Below are 15,265 nucleotides of genomic sequence, written 5' to 3'. Positions count from 1 at the left end.
TCTATTATACACCGTCTCATCACAGATTGTTTTGTACGTTTAATACAGCTGGGTTGACAGGAAGGCCGTTCGAACACCGGTTATCGCCGTGTCGAAAAACCAATCGCCAGGATTGTTTCAGGAGGGAATCGGATATGAAATATATGGTCGGCCTGCCGGTCACGCCGTATGACGGCTTTATAGAACGGCTTATACAATGCCGGGAACACATATATGAAGTGTACTTTGCATGGAGCGATATTCCAACCGGTCGGGGCGTCGCTCATTCTTCAAACGGACTATATCCCTGGGAAACACAGACGGAGCTGATTCGCACACTGGAAAAACTGGCGGGGGTAGGGATACGACTCAATTTGTTGCTGAATGCCGCCTGCTATGGGCCGGAAAGCCAGTCCCGTCAGTTTTTCTATCGCATCGGGGATGTAATCGAATATGTGCATGACCGTTTCGGTTTGTCGGCGATTACAACGGCATCACCGCTGATTGCCCGGTTCGTTCATGAAAATATGGCGGGCATTGACGTGCGCGCGTCGGTAAATATGGGGATTGGCAGTGTGCAGGGGTTAGAGTATGTGGCGGACTGCTTCGACAGCTTTTACATAAAACGCGAGTGCAACCGGGATATGAAGGCTATACGGCGGCTTTTGAACTGGTGCACCGGCCATGATAAGAGACTGTTCATGCTGGCCAACAGCGGTTGCCTGAATGATTGCAGCGCCCATGCGTTTCATGACAATCTCGTCGCCCATGAACATGAGGCGGAGAGGTACGACAACGCCTACCAGTTTCGGGGCGTTTGCAAAGACTATTTGGCTAAAACAGACAACTGGGTTTCCCTCCTGCGGGATACGAGCTTTGTCCGTCCGGAGGATATTCGCTCCTATGAGGGTATGTTTGAGGCCGTCAAACTGGCTACGCGGGTCAATCCCAACCCGACAAGATTGCTGAACGCCTATCTGGAGGGCCGCTTTGGCGGCAATCTATTAAGCCTGTTGGAACCGGATTACAGCGAGCTGCTGTATCCCCATATTCTTGCTAACGGCAACATACCGCCGGATTTCCTGCTGCGGTCGCGGGAAAGCGATTATTGCCGGGCGGTTATGGAACAAGCTCTCATAGAATTGGAGATGGCATAAATGCTTACAGCGGAAAAAATCAAGCAAGCGGCTCTGGACGCGGGCGCAGACGCCTGTGGAATCGGTCCCATGTCTCGGTTTGACGGGGCGCCGGATGAGATGAACCCGCAGTTCCTGTATCCCGAAGCGAAAAGTATCATCGGACTTGTGTTTCGCATTCCGCGCGGCGTACAACGGGGCATTGAGGAAGGGACGCAGTTTTACCAGTATCCTTCCCTGGCCTATGGCGGTCTGAACGAGATTTTTGGCCCGGCGGTTTTGTATCAGGTTGGGAAAATGATCGAGGACGAGGGCTACGAGGCGTTTGTATACCGCAATACCGGAGCGCGTGGCGTTGTTTCCGATATGGACGGTTCTCCAGGAAACACGCTGTCTCCGGAGGAGCAAATTGACATCTACGAGCATGCCGGAAAAGCGACCGCCCATCATCGGAGCGTTCAGTTTACCCGCCCGGCCCGACCCGGTGCGGTCGCTCCGGATTTGCAGTTTCATTTCCGCTTAGCGGCGGTGGCCTGCGGATTGGGTGAAATAGGTTGGAGCAAAATGCTGCTGACCCCGGATTTTGGGCCGATGCAGCGGGTGATGTTCATTTTCACCGACGCGGTGCTGGAGTATGACGAGATGTACAGCGGTCCGCCGCTGTGCCGGAAATGCGGAGCATGCGTGCGGGAATGTCCCGGCGGTTGTATCCCGGCGATTGATTCCGGTCGGACGGTCACCGTTGAGATTGACGGAAAGGTATGCGAGTGGGGCGATGTGGATATGTGGCGCTGCTATGCGTTTTACACGCACGCGGGACGTTACTACAATCCGTTCGTCCCCAAAGAGGTGTTTGACGAAAACGAGAACGGGTCGCTGAATTTGCTGGAAGGTAAAACCAGCGTTGCCAATGAAGAGGAGATTCTCAAGGTCTACACAGCTTTGCAGAAGTACTTCCCCAGCTGGGTAGGATATAACATGGTGAAATGCGGCGGCTGCATCCGCGCGTGTGTAAGCATGCTGGAGAAAAAGGGCGGGTGTTTAGAGGGGCGATTCCGGCAGCCTCTACGCACCCGGAAGCGATGGAGGCTGGAACGGTGATGGGGAAAAAGGATCATGGCACCCGCTTGACGGCTGCCATGCTGAAAGAGCGGGCAAAGCAGCTTGGAGCGAGCGTGTGCGGTATTGGCGATATTGAGCGGTTTCACGGAGTGGATGCACAGCATAATCCTCTGTCAATTCTGCCTGGTGCCACCTGTGTGATTGGCATTGGATTCGCTGTGCCGACTGGCCTGTACCGGGCTATGGACGAGGGGCGTCAGATGTACGGCTATACGACGCTGGGCGTTAAGTTTATCGATGAGGTACAGGCGGAGATGTTTTTGCTCAAAATGGGGGCGTATATCGAAGACTTTGGTTACGACGCATGCCTTCAGCGCAGCGTTCCAAATCTGCAGGTACAGGGCAGCAAGGCGACGAACCCGGAGGTGATTGACACCTATGAGTTGGTTTATGCCGAAGCGGTCTCGCGGGAAAAGCCGCCGCCTGACGTCATTCTCGACTTAGGACAGTGTGCAGCCGCGTGCGGTATTGGCGAGGTCGGCATGAGTGGGCATATTTTGAACGACCGGTACGGCCCATACATACGCTACTGCTTCATCATCACCGATGCCCCGCTGGAAGCTGACAGCCCATCTGAAGGAGGGCTATGCGACCGCTGCGGTGCTTGTGCGAATGCCTGTCCCGGCGGCGCGATTGGCGAAGATGGATTGGACACCTGGCAATGCGCGGTATATTACAAGGGAGCGCACGAGTCCAACCCGTTCATGACAAATGCGTTTTTACAGGGACATCCGGAACGGGAACGCATTCTCCGCGGTGAAAAGCGCTTCGACAGTGAGTCGGCCAGGGCGCTGTACGGGGAGATGGATTTTCTGCCCGTAACCCAAAACGGCTATGCGCCCTGCTTGTGCGGTCGGCGGTGTGACGTGGCATGCTACCAGCACTGGAAGGAGATGGGGCGCCTGTGAGGGATTTAATTTTGAAAGCTGCGGCTGACCTGAACGCCGACCTGGTCGGATTCGCTCCCGCTAGTCGTTTCGACAGCGACGATGTGCTTTTTCAAATTATGCCGGACGTGAAAACCGTCATTGGGCTGGGCTTCCGGGTGTTGCGGGGGACTTATCGCGGCATCGAGGAAGGGAGCACCTACTATCAATATACCACCATGGCCGTGGAAAGCCTCGAGGAGGTCATCATGCCGACGGCCATGATGGGCGTTTGCGCCATACTGACGGATCATGGCTGCACGGCGCTTCCCCAGCGGCGGCACCAGACGGTGATGGCTGAACCGGACGGCATGAATCCGGAAGTATCGCATTCGGCAATTTATCGGGGAAAGACACGGGAGAATCAGTTGGATTTTCTGTCGGCGGCGGTGAAGTGCGGGTTGGGAGAAAGGGGCTTTCACGGAGCCCTGCTGACGGATGCATTCGGCCCCATGCTACGGTATTGTTTCGTCCTGACCGACGTGGAGTTGGAACCATCGGCGATGTATGAGCCGCATCTTTGTGACCGCTGCGGCCAGTGCGCGGCGGCCTGTCCCGGCGGTGCAATTGACCGGTATGGTACGGTCGATCCCTGGCAGTGCGCAGTCTATTATAATGGGGCGAACGGGGCGACAAACCCTTTCATGCCTCCGGACGCTTTTCAAGATATGGAGGACAGATTGGCGATCATTGCCGGAGAGGCTCGCGTGACGCCGGACACGGCCCGCCGTATTTTGGATCATATCTATTTTTATCCCCCGGCTATGCACAGTTATCCGTGCTCCATTTGCGGACGCGCCTGCGACGTGGCGTGTTATATCCATCTGGAGGAAATGGGCGTGCTGAGCCGTCAATTTAAAACCCCCTTTCGCAAGCGGGAAAAGTGGAGGCTAGACACAGATGTTTTTAAAGGATGCAAAAGCGGTTGACGACTTGGGTAACGAATATCCTGTGGATATTCAGAAAACAAACGGTGTCGAACGTATACAAATCCAACCTGAACAAATTTGCGGCGCGGAGTATATCGACATTCTCCTTCCAGCCTTTAACACAGAGGTCGGCACACACGGATATTATCTGGCCGCCGGGGTCCGCAATGGCGGGAGCTGGCTATGCCGTTTCGATCAAACCGAAAATCAAGAACACACCTATCAAAGCGCCATGCGTGTTTTCGGCGTTAAGAACACCCGTTGCGCCATAGCCATTGTTACCGGGATGTGGTACGACGTTTCGATGGTGATGGGCGTGAAAGACGGCTGCTACTATATATATCCGAGAATCCACCTGTACGGCAGAAAGCCGGACGAGGCCATTGGCTTAGAAATCCATCGTCTGGCGGATGGGGCGGGTTATCCGGAGATGGCGAAGGCCTATCGAGATTATCAACTGAGAAATAAACGGTGCGTTCCTTTGGCGGAAAGGGTAAAGACCAGACAGGAATTGGAATACGCGCGGGACTCTATTGAGATACGTATCCGGATGGGCTGGAAGCCGGCGCCTCCCGAGGTATTGGAACAGACGGCAGAAAATGAACCGGATATGAAAGTTGCGTGTACCTTCGCACAGGTTATGAAAATCATCGACGAGCTGAAAGCGCAGGGGGTTGACAAGGCCCAGCTGTGTCTGGTGGGCTGGAATAAGAGCGGACATGACGGTCGCTGGCCCCAGGTCTTTCCGGTTGAAGAACGGCTGGGTGGTGAGGAAGCCTTATGTGAGCTTATCGCATACGCCCAGGCGAACGGGTACCAGATCACCTGTCATACCAACAGTACGGATGCCTATACAATTGCCGATAATTGGGACGAGGACTTAATTCGCCGGGATAGAAACGGAGAAAAGGTGACGGATCCCGTGCCATGGAGTGGTGGGACCATGTATCATTTATGTCCTCAAAAGGCCTGGGAGCTCGCACAGAAGACCCTTCCCCGGGTCGCGGAGTTGGGATTCCGGGGGTTACACTATGTCGACGTGCTGTCTATCATACCACTGAGGGACTGCTTTGACAGCCGTCATCCGGTAACGCCCGGGCAGGCCCTTCGGTATCACGAGAAGATTATGGAGTTCTCGCATGAATTGTTCGGCGGATTCAGTTCCGAGGGCTGTTACGACTTCGCATCCCGGTATCTGGACTGGGGCTTATACGATGAGTTTGAATCGTCCATGCCCGATGCTGCTTTTTTTTCCGAGAGCATACCGTTTTTCGCGCTGGTGTATCATGGGATTATTTTATATAACCCGTCTACCGACACCGTCAATTTCCCAATAAAAGATAAAAAACAGATGTTGAAGTTGATCGAGTATGGCGGCCGGCCGGTCATCTATATCCATTCCGACTTCTATAACAACAATGTATGGATGGGAAAAGAGGATTTGACCATCCGGAGTCCGGAGGAAATCAAATACAGCGTTTCTAAAATAAAAGAGGCGTATGACCTTTATAAGCAGGTTCGACACCTGCAAACGGAGTTTATGGAATCTCATGAACATATCGCACCCGGCCGATACGCAATAACGTATACCGATGGCACGGCGATAACGGTGGATTATGAACAGGAAACGTTTGAAGTGTGCCCGGCCATGGGGGCTTCGCTAGAGTCGCTTCTGGCATAGGGCGGATGCTTAGAATTCAAGAAAACCATGGAATTAAGATGGAAATGTATAAAAATTCCTTTGCATATTTTGGACCGAAACTATATAATTGAAAAATATACCTGTGATTTTTGAGTCAACTTGATGATCGTGCGTACGATGTGGGACGCAGAACAGGGAGGTAAGTTCAGATGAGAAAAGCAGCCTTTATTCTAGCCGTGGTACTCGGCCTCAGCCTTTCATCGTGCACAAATCAGCCGACCTCTAGCAAGGAGACGTCCTCCACGATGTCCACGGGAAGCGGTTCCAAAACGATTGAGAGAACCACCACTGCGTCGGCGACGGCGGAGACGACCGGCTCCACCGGCGCGCCGCAGACAGACGGCACGCAGACGACGGTGTTGTCCGCCGAGCGCTCCACCACAACCTCTCGCACCACGACGACGACGGTAGCCTCCGTCAAATGGGACGGTCCGGCTGGATATACCATCGTGGTCCCGGCCGCGGCCGAACGCGAGGTACTCCAGGCGGCGGAACGCCTCAAAGCATTTTATGCGCAGAAATATCAAGTGGACCTGCCGATAGTCAAGGATAGCCAGAAGGAAACCGACAAGGAAATCCTGATAGGTAAAACCAACCGTAGCCAAAGTAACAAGAGCCTGGATGATAATGCCTATGCGGTATCAGTTAAGGGGAAGAAACTGGTGTTTGACCTAGGACACTATGTCGCGGCGCATAGGGCGATAACTCAATTTATTGCGAATAGTACGGCTACGGGCAATATCATGCCCTATCAGAAAACCTTTGATTTTGGAACAAAGATGCTGGAAAAATATGTGTATGTATGGGGCGATGAGTTCGACAGCGACTCGCTGGACGACTTGAAATGGCACTTTGGCACCGACATGGGACCGCGCCCTGATCTCGTGCTGATGAACGATGAAAATCCGGATTACGTCAAGGTAGCGGATGGCTACCTCCAGATGAGTGCGCGCCGGTATTTCAGCCCGGTCGAGCCCATGGTCCGGTACGCCACGGCTCAAACCGTCAGCACCCAAGAAACGATGAATTATAAGTACGGGTATCTGGTTATGCGCGCGAAACTGCCCTACAAGCAGGGCGCATGGCCGTCTTTTTGGATGAAGTCGACTGGAAAGCTGGCACCGAGGAAAACCACCGACTATTTCGCGGAGGTGGATATCCTGGAGGTGTTCTCAAGTGTTCACACACTTTCTCCGAACCTGCATAAATGGTATGCCAATGGAACTCATACGCAGTATCCCGGGGGAAAAAAGGAAAGTTATCGGTTCGAGAACTATTACAATCTCAACGAGGAGTATCATCTCTACGGTTTTGAATGGACGCCGGAGAAAATGACCATGAGCATTGACGGTGTTGACTATATGACATTTGACCTGTCCTACGATTTTGATGAAGGCGGGAACATGGACGGCTTCCACGATTGCATGTACTTCATGATGAGCAATCACTTGTTTACGGAACATGGCGCGTATATTCCGAATCCGGAGGCCATCGCCAACGACTATACAAAATTCCCCATCGAGTATTGTGTGGATTGGGTTCGCCTGTACCAGGAGCCAGGCGTTGGTGAGCTGCACACCAAGCAGGGATAGGATTCGATGTGAAACGGGTGAAAAAAGCGATGGAAGGGAATGGGGGATTACATATGGATATCTCGAAGCCGGGCGGCTACACACTGGTATGGCATGATGAATTTGACGGGAGCGTGCTGGATCCTGCCAGGTGGCAGCTTCTGGAGAGTATGCGGGGAAGCGAGGATACCGGTTTGGCGGACGAGTCGAACCCCGCGGTTATGCGTGTTGAGGACAGCCAGCTGAAGCTGAGCGCCATCCGTGATAAGAACGTGGACGACGGCGGCCCGCATTATACGACTTGTTATTCGATCACCACGTTCGATCGGATGCATTTTCGATATGGTTTTCTCGAAATGCGGGCAAAGGTGCCCTTCAAGAAAGGTGCCTGGCCGTCGTTCTGGATGAAGTCCGCCACAGGCAAGCTTGCGCCGAGGGCCACCATGGCATACATGGTGGAAGTGGATGTGTTTGAGGTTTTCGCAAGCAAAACCACGCTGGCTTCCAATATTCATAAGTGGTATGCTGACGGTGCGCACACGCAATTCCCTTACGCGGAGAGAATCCGGTATTCCTTTCGGGACAGTACCAGCTTAAATGAGGAATACCATCTCTATGGTTTTGAATGGACACCGGACGCCATGACGATGTATGTGGATAGCGAGCCGTATATGACATTTGATCTATCCAGAGATTTTGATGCGGGTGGAGATATGGACGGTTTCCATGACCCGTTATTTATCCTTCTCAATAATCACCTATTTACGCCATACAGCCGGTGGTCTCCGGGAGAAAACGCCCTTGTCGACGATACCTCGGCGTTTCCGATGGATTACTGGATCGATTGGATCCGCCTTTATCAGAAGCCCGGACTCGGCGATTTGTATGTTGTTGGTTAATTTGGTCTCCGCTGCCGGTCAGCGAGTACCGTTTTGAGAAAGGATATTCGAGCTATGCTGCGTTTGAAAGGGCTCTCCGGTTTCTGTCTGGTTATCGTGACGATAGGCGGCTTGCTGTGTGTTACGCTGCCCCAGACAGCGGCGGCACAGTCAGAACCGGTAACAGCCGCGGTTGAGCAAGACACGACCAAAACGGACGCGGGAGGATATGAGAGCTATCTCGCTGGCCTGACCGGGATTCCCGCCGCAAAGGAGGAAATCCGTGTCGCGGGCGCGGATTACATAAGGGAAGATTCCGCCGACGTACAGACGAAGGAGCAATATGCGGATGGAAAAAATGTGCTCCTTTGGAGCAATGGCGAGGGTACCGTCACCTATTTGACGGAGGTTCCTGTGGATGCGTTGTATACCGTTTGGCTGACTTACCTGCCGCTGGAAGGCAGTGGCGTCGACATTCGGCTGGGACTTCGTGTGAATGGCGAATACCCGTTTGAGGGTATGGAGAAGCTGGAGTTGCCTCGTATGTGGAGGAACGAGGACGGCGAATGGCGCAGGGACGGCATGGGCAACGAACTGACCCCGGAGCAGGAGGAATACGACGCATTTGTCAGCTGGCCCGCGAGGGATGCAAGCGGTGTGATCGCACGGCCGTATACGCTGTATTTGACCGCGGGAATGCATGAGTTGACTCTTGTGGCTGGCGGCGTGCCTTTTGCTTTGGAGAAAATCGAGTTGCGTGCACCGGAAAAACCGGAGGCGTATATCGATAAAGCAGCGGGCTACGATCCGGCGCCGACCGGGGGACAAGTGAAACCAGTGGTCATCCAAGGCGAAAACGCCGCGATAAAATCGACGCGTTCGTTGGTTCCAAAATCGGACAACGGTACGGCCAGCCTGACACCGGCCAGCCCGCGCCTTTCTAAACTGAACTATATAGGCGGCAGCTCGTGGAAGCTGCCGGGAGAAACGCTGGTGTGGAACTTTACCGTGGAAACAGACGGGTATTACAAGGTTGGTTTTCACTTCAAGCAGGATCAGGTTATCAACGGCGAATCTTATCGCTGGTTGAAAATCGACGGAAAAACGCCCTTTGCCGAAGCGCAGAACCTGAAGTTTTCCTATAAGCCGCAGTGGCAGTTCAGCGCCATGTCGGATACGGATGGGACACCGTATCTTATCTGGCTGAAGGCCGGCGATCATCAACTGTCTCTGGAAGGTACGCTGGGCGATATGGCGCCCTTTTACCGGAGACTGTCCGAACTGGTGAGCAGCCTGGGTGACGAGTATATGAAAATGGTCATGATTACCGGCGAATCGCCGGATATGAACCGTGACTATGAGCTGTTTCGGCAGGTTCCAGATTTTGAAAAAACGCTGCAAAGAAATCTGGATGCGCTGACGAGCTTGGCGCAGGATATGCGCGCGATGACGGGAAAGAGAAGCAGCCAGTATATCGCCTCGTTGGAGAATATGGCGCGTGTGCTGCGCTTGATGCTGGATCGCCCCTATACCGCCCACCAGTATATTAAGGATTACTATACCAATTACTGTACCGTCAGCTCATGGCTGTATGAAATGGCGTCCATGCCGCTGGCTATCGACGAGATACAAATCGTTCCTCATGACACGGAATTTAATGGAGATAAAGCGGGCTTTTTTGAGAAGCTGTCGTTTGGCTTCCAGCGGTTCTGCAACTCGTTTACGCGTGACTACCGCTCCATTTCTGCGGTGCAGGATACGCAGAAAACCATCCGTCTGTGGGTGAACTGGGGCCGGGATCAGGCGATGATTCTAAACTCATTGATTCAAGACTCGTTCGTTCCAGAGACCGGAATCGGCGTGCAGCTGGAAATTGTCAACGCCACGCTGGTCAAGGGTATTCTGTCGGGAAATTCACCTGACTGCGCTCTCCAGATGGCCCGCGCGGAGCCGGTGAACCTGGGGATGCGCCATGCACTGTACGATTTGACACAGTTTGACGATTTTAACAGCGTTCTGGAGCGTTTCCAGCCGGGGGCGGAGGAACCCTACCGGTATAGTGATGCATGCTACGCGCTGCCGGATACACAGACCTTTTTCAGTATGTTCTACCGCAGCGATGTGTTTGAGGAACTTGGTTTGACGGTTCCCGAGACATGGGAGGATTTCATACACGCAGCGACGGTCATTCAGCGCAACAATATGCAGGTGTATATTCCCTACACAACGATATCCACGACCACGTCGGTGGACACAGGCCTTGGCAACCTGAACCTGTATGCGACGATGATGGCCCAGAGCGGGCTGCCTATCTATAATGACAGTCGGACGGCGACGGCCATCAACACGCCGGAGGCCATTTCTGTTTTCGAACAGTGGACTCGTCTGTATACGGATTATAAATTCCTCAAGGAAGCAGATTTTTATAACCGATTCAGCGTCGGTACCATGCCGCTGGGTATCGCGCCGTATACGCTTTATTTAACGTTGTCACAGGCCGCATCCGGGATTCAGGGACGGTGGTCTGTGGAACCGGTGCCATCGTTCACCAGTGAGAATAAAGCAATTACCGGAGCGGGAACCGGCTGTGCTATCGTGGCCAAATCGTCCCACGTTGACGAAGCATGGGAGTTCCTGAAATGGTGGACATCCGCTCAGACGCAGGCGCGATATTCCCGCAATCTCGAATCCGTGTTGGGTTTGGTCGGACGGCATCCCACGGCTACGGTCGAAGCGTTCGCCGACTTGGCATGGGAGCCGGAAGTTCGGAACAATTTGATGGCGCAATGGGAGAACGTTGAGGAATTGCCTGAAATCCCCGGTAGCTACTATCTGACGCGGGCTATTGACCAAGCATTTTGGGCGGTTGTCAACGGCGAATCCAATGGGAAAGACGCCATCTTGAAATGGAGCGAAGTTGCCGACGCGGAAATAAGCCGTAAAATTAAGGAATATGTGCAGTAAGGGGGGACGAGATATGAATTCATTAACTAATAAGCGCCGGGGCGCGGCAAGGTCGCTGCATGGTCAGTGGCCTATGGTTGTCATGCTTCTGCCTTTTTTTCTCCTGTTTACCCTTCTCACCGTTGTGCCCATCATCTCATCCCTTGTACTGAGCTTCACCTCCTATGATATGCTGAACCCTGTGCGTTTTGTCGGCATCGACAACTTCCTGAGGATGTTCACCAGCGACAATGTGTTTCCTATTGTTCTAAAGAATACATTGCTGTTTGCCCTCATAACGGGTCCGCTTGGCTTCCTGCTTGCGTTTCTGCTGGCTTGGTTCGTCAACGAATTCCCCCCTAAGGTACGCACGTTGTTATCCTTTATGTTTTACAGTCCGTCACTGGTGGGGAACGCGTATTTTATATGGAAGGTTTTATTCAGCGGTGACAGCTACGGTTATCTGAATAGCTTCTTGCTGTCCATGGGACTGATTACCGAGCCGGTGGTGTGGCTGAAAAACCCTGACTTTATCCTGCCGATTATTATTTTGGTGCAGTTGTGGCAGAGCATGGGCATTTCTTTTCTGGCCAATATTGCCGGCCTGCAAAATATTAACAGGGAACTGTATGAGGCGGGGACGATCGACGGCGTGCGAAACCGGTGGCAGGAATTGTGGTATATTACTCTCCCCTCCATGCAGCACATGATCCTGTTCAGCGTCGTTATGCAGATTCAAAGCAGCTTTTCCGTCAGCACTATCGCGATTGAGCTGGCGGGGTTTCCCAGCACGGGATTTGCTGCCGATACCATCGTGTCGCATTTGACAGATGTAGGCGTGGTGCGCTATGAGATGGGCTACGCGTCAGCGATCGCCGTGGTGCTGTTTATCCTTATGGCCGCGACGCGTATTATTCTGGGCAAGATTTTGCAAATGGTTGGAAAGTAGGGGTAACACAATGAAACAAGCTTCTGTGGCAAAGGCTAACCCCGGCCGGCGCTTCTTTGGATCATGGGTAAAGCGGCGGATACAGACTCGCCGCTTTACCCGCTCTCGCGCGGCAAACATCATGTACTTTGTCCTCATTTTTTCTGCAGGGCTGTTCACCATGCTGCCCTTGATTTATGCGGTTGTCACCTCTTTTAAGCCGCTTGACGAATTGTTGCTATTTCCGCCGCAATTCTTTGTCCGGCGGCCGACCATTGAAAATTACGTCGCCCTGCCCAGTCTGCTGTCTGATCAATTCGTGCCGCTGACCCGGTACCTGTTTAACAGTGTATTCGTCAGTGTTATTACGACGGGGTTGTATATCCTGATTTCCGCAATGGCGGCGTTTGCGCTGTCCAAATCCAAGCTTCGCTTCCGGAATGTTCTGTTCATGATTGTGCAGTTTGCGCTGCTGTTCAACGCCTATACCTTATCCGTGCCCCAATACCTTATTTTATCCAAGCTGCATATTATTGACACCTATCTGGTTTATATCATGCCGCAAATGGCGACGACGCTGGGCGTGTTCTTGATGAAGCAGTATATAGAAGGGTATGTGCCCGACACCCTTCTGGAGGCGGCAAACATAGACGGGGCGGGATATTTTCGTAGCTTCTTCCGTATCGTTTTGCCTATTGTAAAGCCCGCTCTGCTGACGCTGACATTGTTTGCGTTTCGGGATATATGGGCGTTAGTGCCGCAGGGAACCATATTCAGCGAGCAGTTGAAAACGCTGCCTATGATTATGGCTCAGGTAACCGCGGGAGGTATTGTGCGCTCCGGCAGTGCGATGGCGGTCTCGGTGATTATGATGATTCCGCCGGTTATTGTGTACTTGATTTCGCAGAGCAATGTGGTCGAGGCCATGAGCAGCGCGGGCATTAAGGAATAGCAGCGGGCTGCAAGCAGAGGATGGAGGGCTCCTTTGAATATGACGAGGAAAATCATAATGGCGGCAACCGTGCTGACACTGTTGTTTGGACTATGCGCATCGTTTTGGGTGTCCGGTGAAGAGGTTCCGTATGAGAGCTACACCTATTGGGAGGACACCAGTGCCGCCGGCAGCCGGAAGGCGGTTTACGCAAAGCCTTCGTATACGGTGAAAACAGTCGTCAGTGCCGCTTCCCTTGGCGTGAAAGAATTTAAACAGCTGTCTGACATATGCACCGACAGCAGCGGCAATCTCTATCTTCTGGACGGCGGCAACTCCCGCCTGATTATTGCAGATAGTAATCACACCCTTGTAGGGGAACTGAAATCCCTGAACTATAACGGCGAACAGCTGAACTTTGAGGGCGCGCGTAGCGTTTATGTGCATACGGACGGCACCATTTATATTTGTGACACTGATAACCAGCGGGTACTGCTGGCTGACGCTAAGGGGACGGTAACGGATATTCTTACGTTGCCCGATTCCAATCTGATTCCGGATGATTTCCGTTTTCTGCCGATCAAGGTGGCGGTAGATTCCTATGGTTACACCTATGTGCTGAGTGACGGTTCGTATTATGGTGCTTTGCTGTATACGGCGGATAATACGTTTTCCGGGTTTTATGGAGCAAACAAAGTAAAGGGGACCCTGACAGACGCGCTGTCAAGCTTGTGGAGTCGGTTATTTGTTAACAATAAAAAGAAAGAGGCCAGCGTCAGGGCGCTGCCGTATTGTTTCGTCGATATTTGCATTGATGCGGAAAATTTTGTTTATACGGCAACCGGGTTTACGGATATAAGCCAGATGACGGGACAGATTAAAAAACTTAACCCCGGCGGGGGCTCCAACGTGCTGAATTCCGACGATGTGAATTTTGTCGATGAAGGAGTCAATACCACCTTTGACCCCGGTCAAATGCTCAAACAGGATATCGGTGGCGTTGCCGTGGACAATGAAGGCTTCATGTACTGCCTAGACACAACCTATGGACGGGTGTTTCTGTATGATCAAGAGTGCCGGCTACTGACGACTTTCGGCGGAGGCATGGGAACAGGAGAACAGGCCGGCACCTTTAAGGCGGCGAATGCCATCGCGCTCCGCGGTTCGGAGGTATTGGTCTGTGACGGCATTCAAAACACGGTGACGGTGTTCCAGAGCACGCCCTACGGCGCCCTCCTGCGAGACACCCGCGCATTGACCCTATCGGGAAAATATCAGGAGGCCAAGGCGGACTGGGAGGAAATCCTGCGACAGGATCGTAACTGCCAGCTGGCGTATAGCGGTCTCGCCCGCGCCTATCTGGCCGAAGGAGAATATACGCGGGCGATGACCCTCGCCCGGCAAGGATGTGACAGGGACACCTATGCCCTGGCTTTCGATAAACAGCGAAACGCGTTTTTGACCCAGTATTTCTGGATACTCTTGCCTTGCGGCTTGGTTTTAATTGGTGGATTGTTGACCGTGCTGGTGTTATCCATGCGTAAAAAGCTGGCACCGATAAAAAATAAGCAGTTGCGCTTAATGCTCAACACGGCGATTCGGCCGGTTCAGTCTTTCAACGAAATAAAAGAAAAAAAGGAGGGTTCGCTGCTTTTATGCGGCGTACTAGTTCTCCTGTATTATATATTATCCGTTTTGCAGGAACTGTGCGGAGGATTTCTCTTTACCTTTCACGATCCGTCAAACTTCAATTCCCTGTGGGTGCTAGCTCGTAGCGTAGGGCTGATTGTATTGTGGATCGTGAGCAATAAAGCGGTCTGCACATTGATGGAGGGCAAGGGTCGCTTGCGGGATATCGCAATCGTAACGTGTTACAGCCTGATTCCCGTCATACTAGGCCGTGTTCTATTCTTAGTTCTATCCAATATCCTTCTGCCGTCCGAAGCGGAGTTCCTCGGCATACTGCAAACGGTCATGTTCCTGTATACCTTGCTGTTGCTGACGATTGGAACTATCAAAATTCACGACTACAGCATGGGGCGGTTTCTTGGCACCAGCGCGCTGACGGTGTTTAGCATTGCGGTGATTGTATTTTTAGTCATTATGATTGGCATCCTGATGCAGCAATTTTTCGGATTCCTCGTTACCCTGTTTTTGGAAATGACCATGTAGGGAGAAATCGATAACACAGTGGAGAAAATCAATGAGAAAACATAATCG

11 protein-coding genes are annotated in these 15,265 nt (G+C 52.6%); all 11 read left to right on the top strand.

Annotated elements, in window-relative coordinates:
- Positions 1–353: 353 nt before the first annotated feature.
- Positions 354–1,136 (top strand): hypothetical protein, encoded by a 783-nt coding sequence (locus tag ACSAMM_RS07885; RefSeq protein ID WP_178722256.1) that lies wholly within the window; start codon positions 354–356, stop codon positions 1,134–1,136.
- Entirely contained in the window at positions 1,137–2,216 is a 1,080-nt protein-coding gene (locus ACSAMM_RS07880; RefSeq protein WP_178722257.1) for a hypothetical protein, read from the top strand.
- Positions 2,216–3,145 (top strand): hypothetical protein, encoded by a 930-nt coding sequence (locus tag ACSAMM_RS07875; RefSeq protein WP_178722259.1) that lies wholly within the window; start codon positions 2,216–2,218, stop codon positions 3,143–3,145. The genes ACSAMM_RS07880 and ACSAMM_RS07875 overlap by 1 nt, the downstream gene beginning before the upstream one ends.
- Positions 3,142–4,092, top strand: coding sequence for a 4Fe-4S binding protein (locus ACSAMM_RS07870; protein ID WP_178722261.1), 951 nt, complete (start codon positions 3,142–3,144; stop codon positions 4,090–4,092). The genes ACSAMM_RS07875 and ACSAMM_RS07870 overlap by 4 nt, the downstream gene beginning before the upstream one ends.
- Positions 4,064–5,773, top strand: coding sequence for a DUF5696 domain-containing protein (locus tag ACSAMM_RS07865; protein ID WP_178722263.1), 1,710 nt, complete (start codon positions 4,064–4,066; stop codon positions 5,771–5,773). The genes ACSAMM_RS07870 and ACSAMM_RS07865 overlap by 29 nt, the downstream gene beginning before the upstream one ends.
- Positions 5,774–5,943: 170 nt before the next feature.
- Positions 5,944–7,386 (top strand): glycoside hydrolase family 16 protein, encoded by a 1,443-nt coding sequence (locus tag ACSAMM_RS07860; protein WP_457790909.1) that lies wholly within the window; start codon positions 5,944–5,946, stop codon positions 7,384–7,386.
- Positions 7,387–7,394: 8 nt separating this feature from the next.
- On the top strand, positions 7,395–8,264 hold the full coding sequence (locus ACSAMM_RS07855) for a family 16 glycosylhydrolase (RefSeq protein WP_178722267.1): 870 nt from the start codon (positions 7,395–7,397) through the stop codon (positions 8,262–8,264).
- 54 nt (positions 8,265–8,318) lie between these two features.
- On the top strand, positions 8,319–11,207 hold the full coding sequence (locus ACSAMM_RS07850) for an extracellular solute-binding protein (RefSeq protein WP_178722269.1): 2,889 nt from the start codon (positions 8,319–8,321) through the stop codon (positions 11,205–11,207).
- 13 nt (positions 11,208–11,220) lie between these two features.
- Complete coding sequence (locus tag ACSAMM_RS07845) at positions 11,221–12,135, top strand: carbohydrate ABC transporter permease (protein ID WP_457790908.1); 915 nt, start codon at positions 11,221–11,223, stop codon at positions 12,133–12,135.
- A gap of 10 nt (positions 12,136–12,145) precedes the next feature.
- Positions 12,146–13,066: a carbohydrate ABC transporter permease gene (locus ACSAMM_RS07840; RefSeq protein ID WP_178722271.1), complete on the top strand. Its 921-nt coding sequence runs from the start codon at positions 12,146–12,148 to the stop codon at positions 13,064–13,066.
- Positions 13,067–13,105: 39 nt separating this feature from the next.
- Entirely contained in the window at positions 13,106–15,217 is a 2,112-nt protein-coding gene (locus ACSAMM_RS07835) for a YIP1 family protein (RefSeq protein WP_178722274.1), read from the top strand.
- The last annotated feature ends 48 nt before the right edge of the window (positions 15,218–15,265 follow it).

This window comes from Anaeromassilibacillus sp. SJQ-5 (genome assembly GCF_054108045.1).
Note: the sequence above shows the minus strand (reverse complement) of the source record. Positions and strands in the feature narration are given on the sequence as shown.

What these genes read in the sequence shown, in the direction of transcription:
- ACSAMM_RS07875 (WP_178722259.1), top strand. Translation starts at nt 2,216, where the DNA reads ATGGGGAAAAAGGATCATGGCACCCGCTTGACGGCTGCCATGCTGAAA.
- ACSAMM_RS07845 (WP_457790908.1), top strand. Translation starts at nt 11,221, where the DNA reads ATGAATTCATTAACTAATAAGCGCCGGGGCGCGGCAAGGTCGCTGCAT.
- ACSAMM_RS07865 (WP_178722263.1), top strand. Translation starts at nt 4,064, where the DNA reads ATGTTTTTAAAGGATGCAAAAGCGGTTGACGACTTGGGTAACGAATAT.
- ACSAMM_RS07840 (WP_178722271.1), top strand. Translation starts at nt 12,146, where the DNA reads ATGAAACAAGCTTCTGTGGCAAAGGCTAACCCCGGCCGGCGCTTCTTT.
- ACSAMM_RS07835 (WP_178722274.1), top strand. Translation starts at nt 13,106, where the DNA reads ATGACGAGGAAAATCATAATGGCGGCAACCGTGCTGACACTGTTGTTT.
- ACSAMM_RS07880 (WP_178722257.1), top strand. Translation starts at nt 1,137, where the DNA reads ATGCTTACAGCGGAAAAAATCAAGCAAGCGGCTCTGGACGCGGGCGCA.
- ACSAMM_RS07850 (WP_178722269.1), top strand. Translation starts at nt 8,319, where the DNA reads ATGCTGCGTTTGAAAGGGCTCTCCGGTTTCTGTCTGGTTATCGTGACG.
- ACSAMM_RS07860 (WP_457790909.1), top strand. Translation starts at nt 5,944, where the DNA reads ATGAGAAAAGCAGCCTTTATTCTAGCCGTGGTACTCGGCCTCAGCCTT.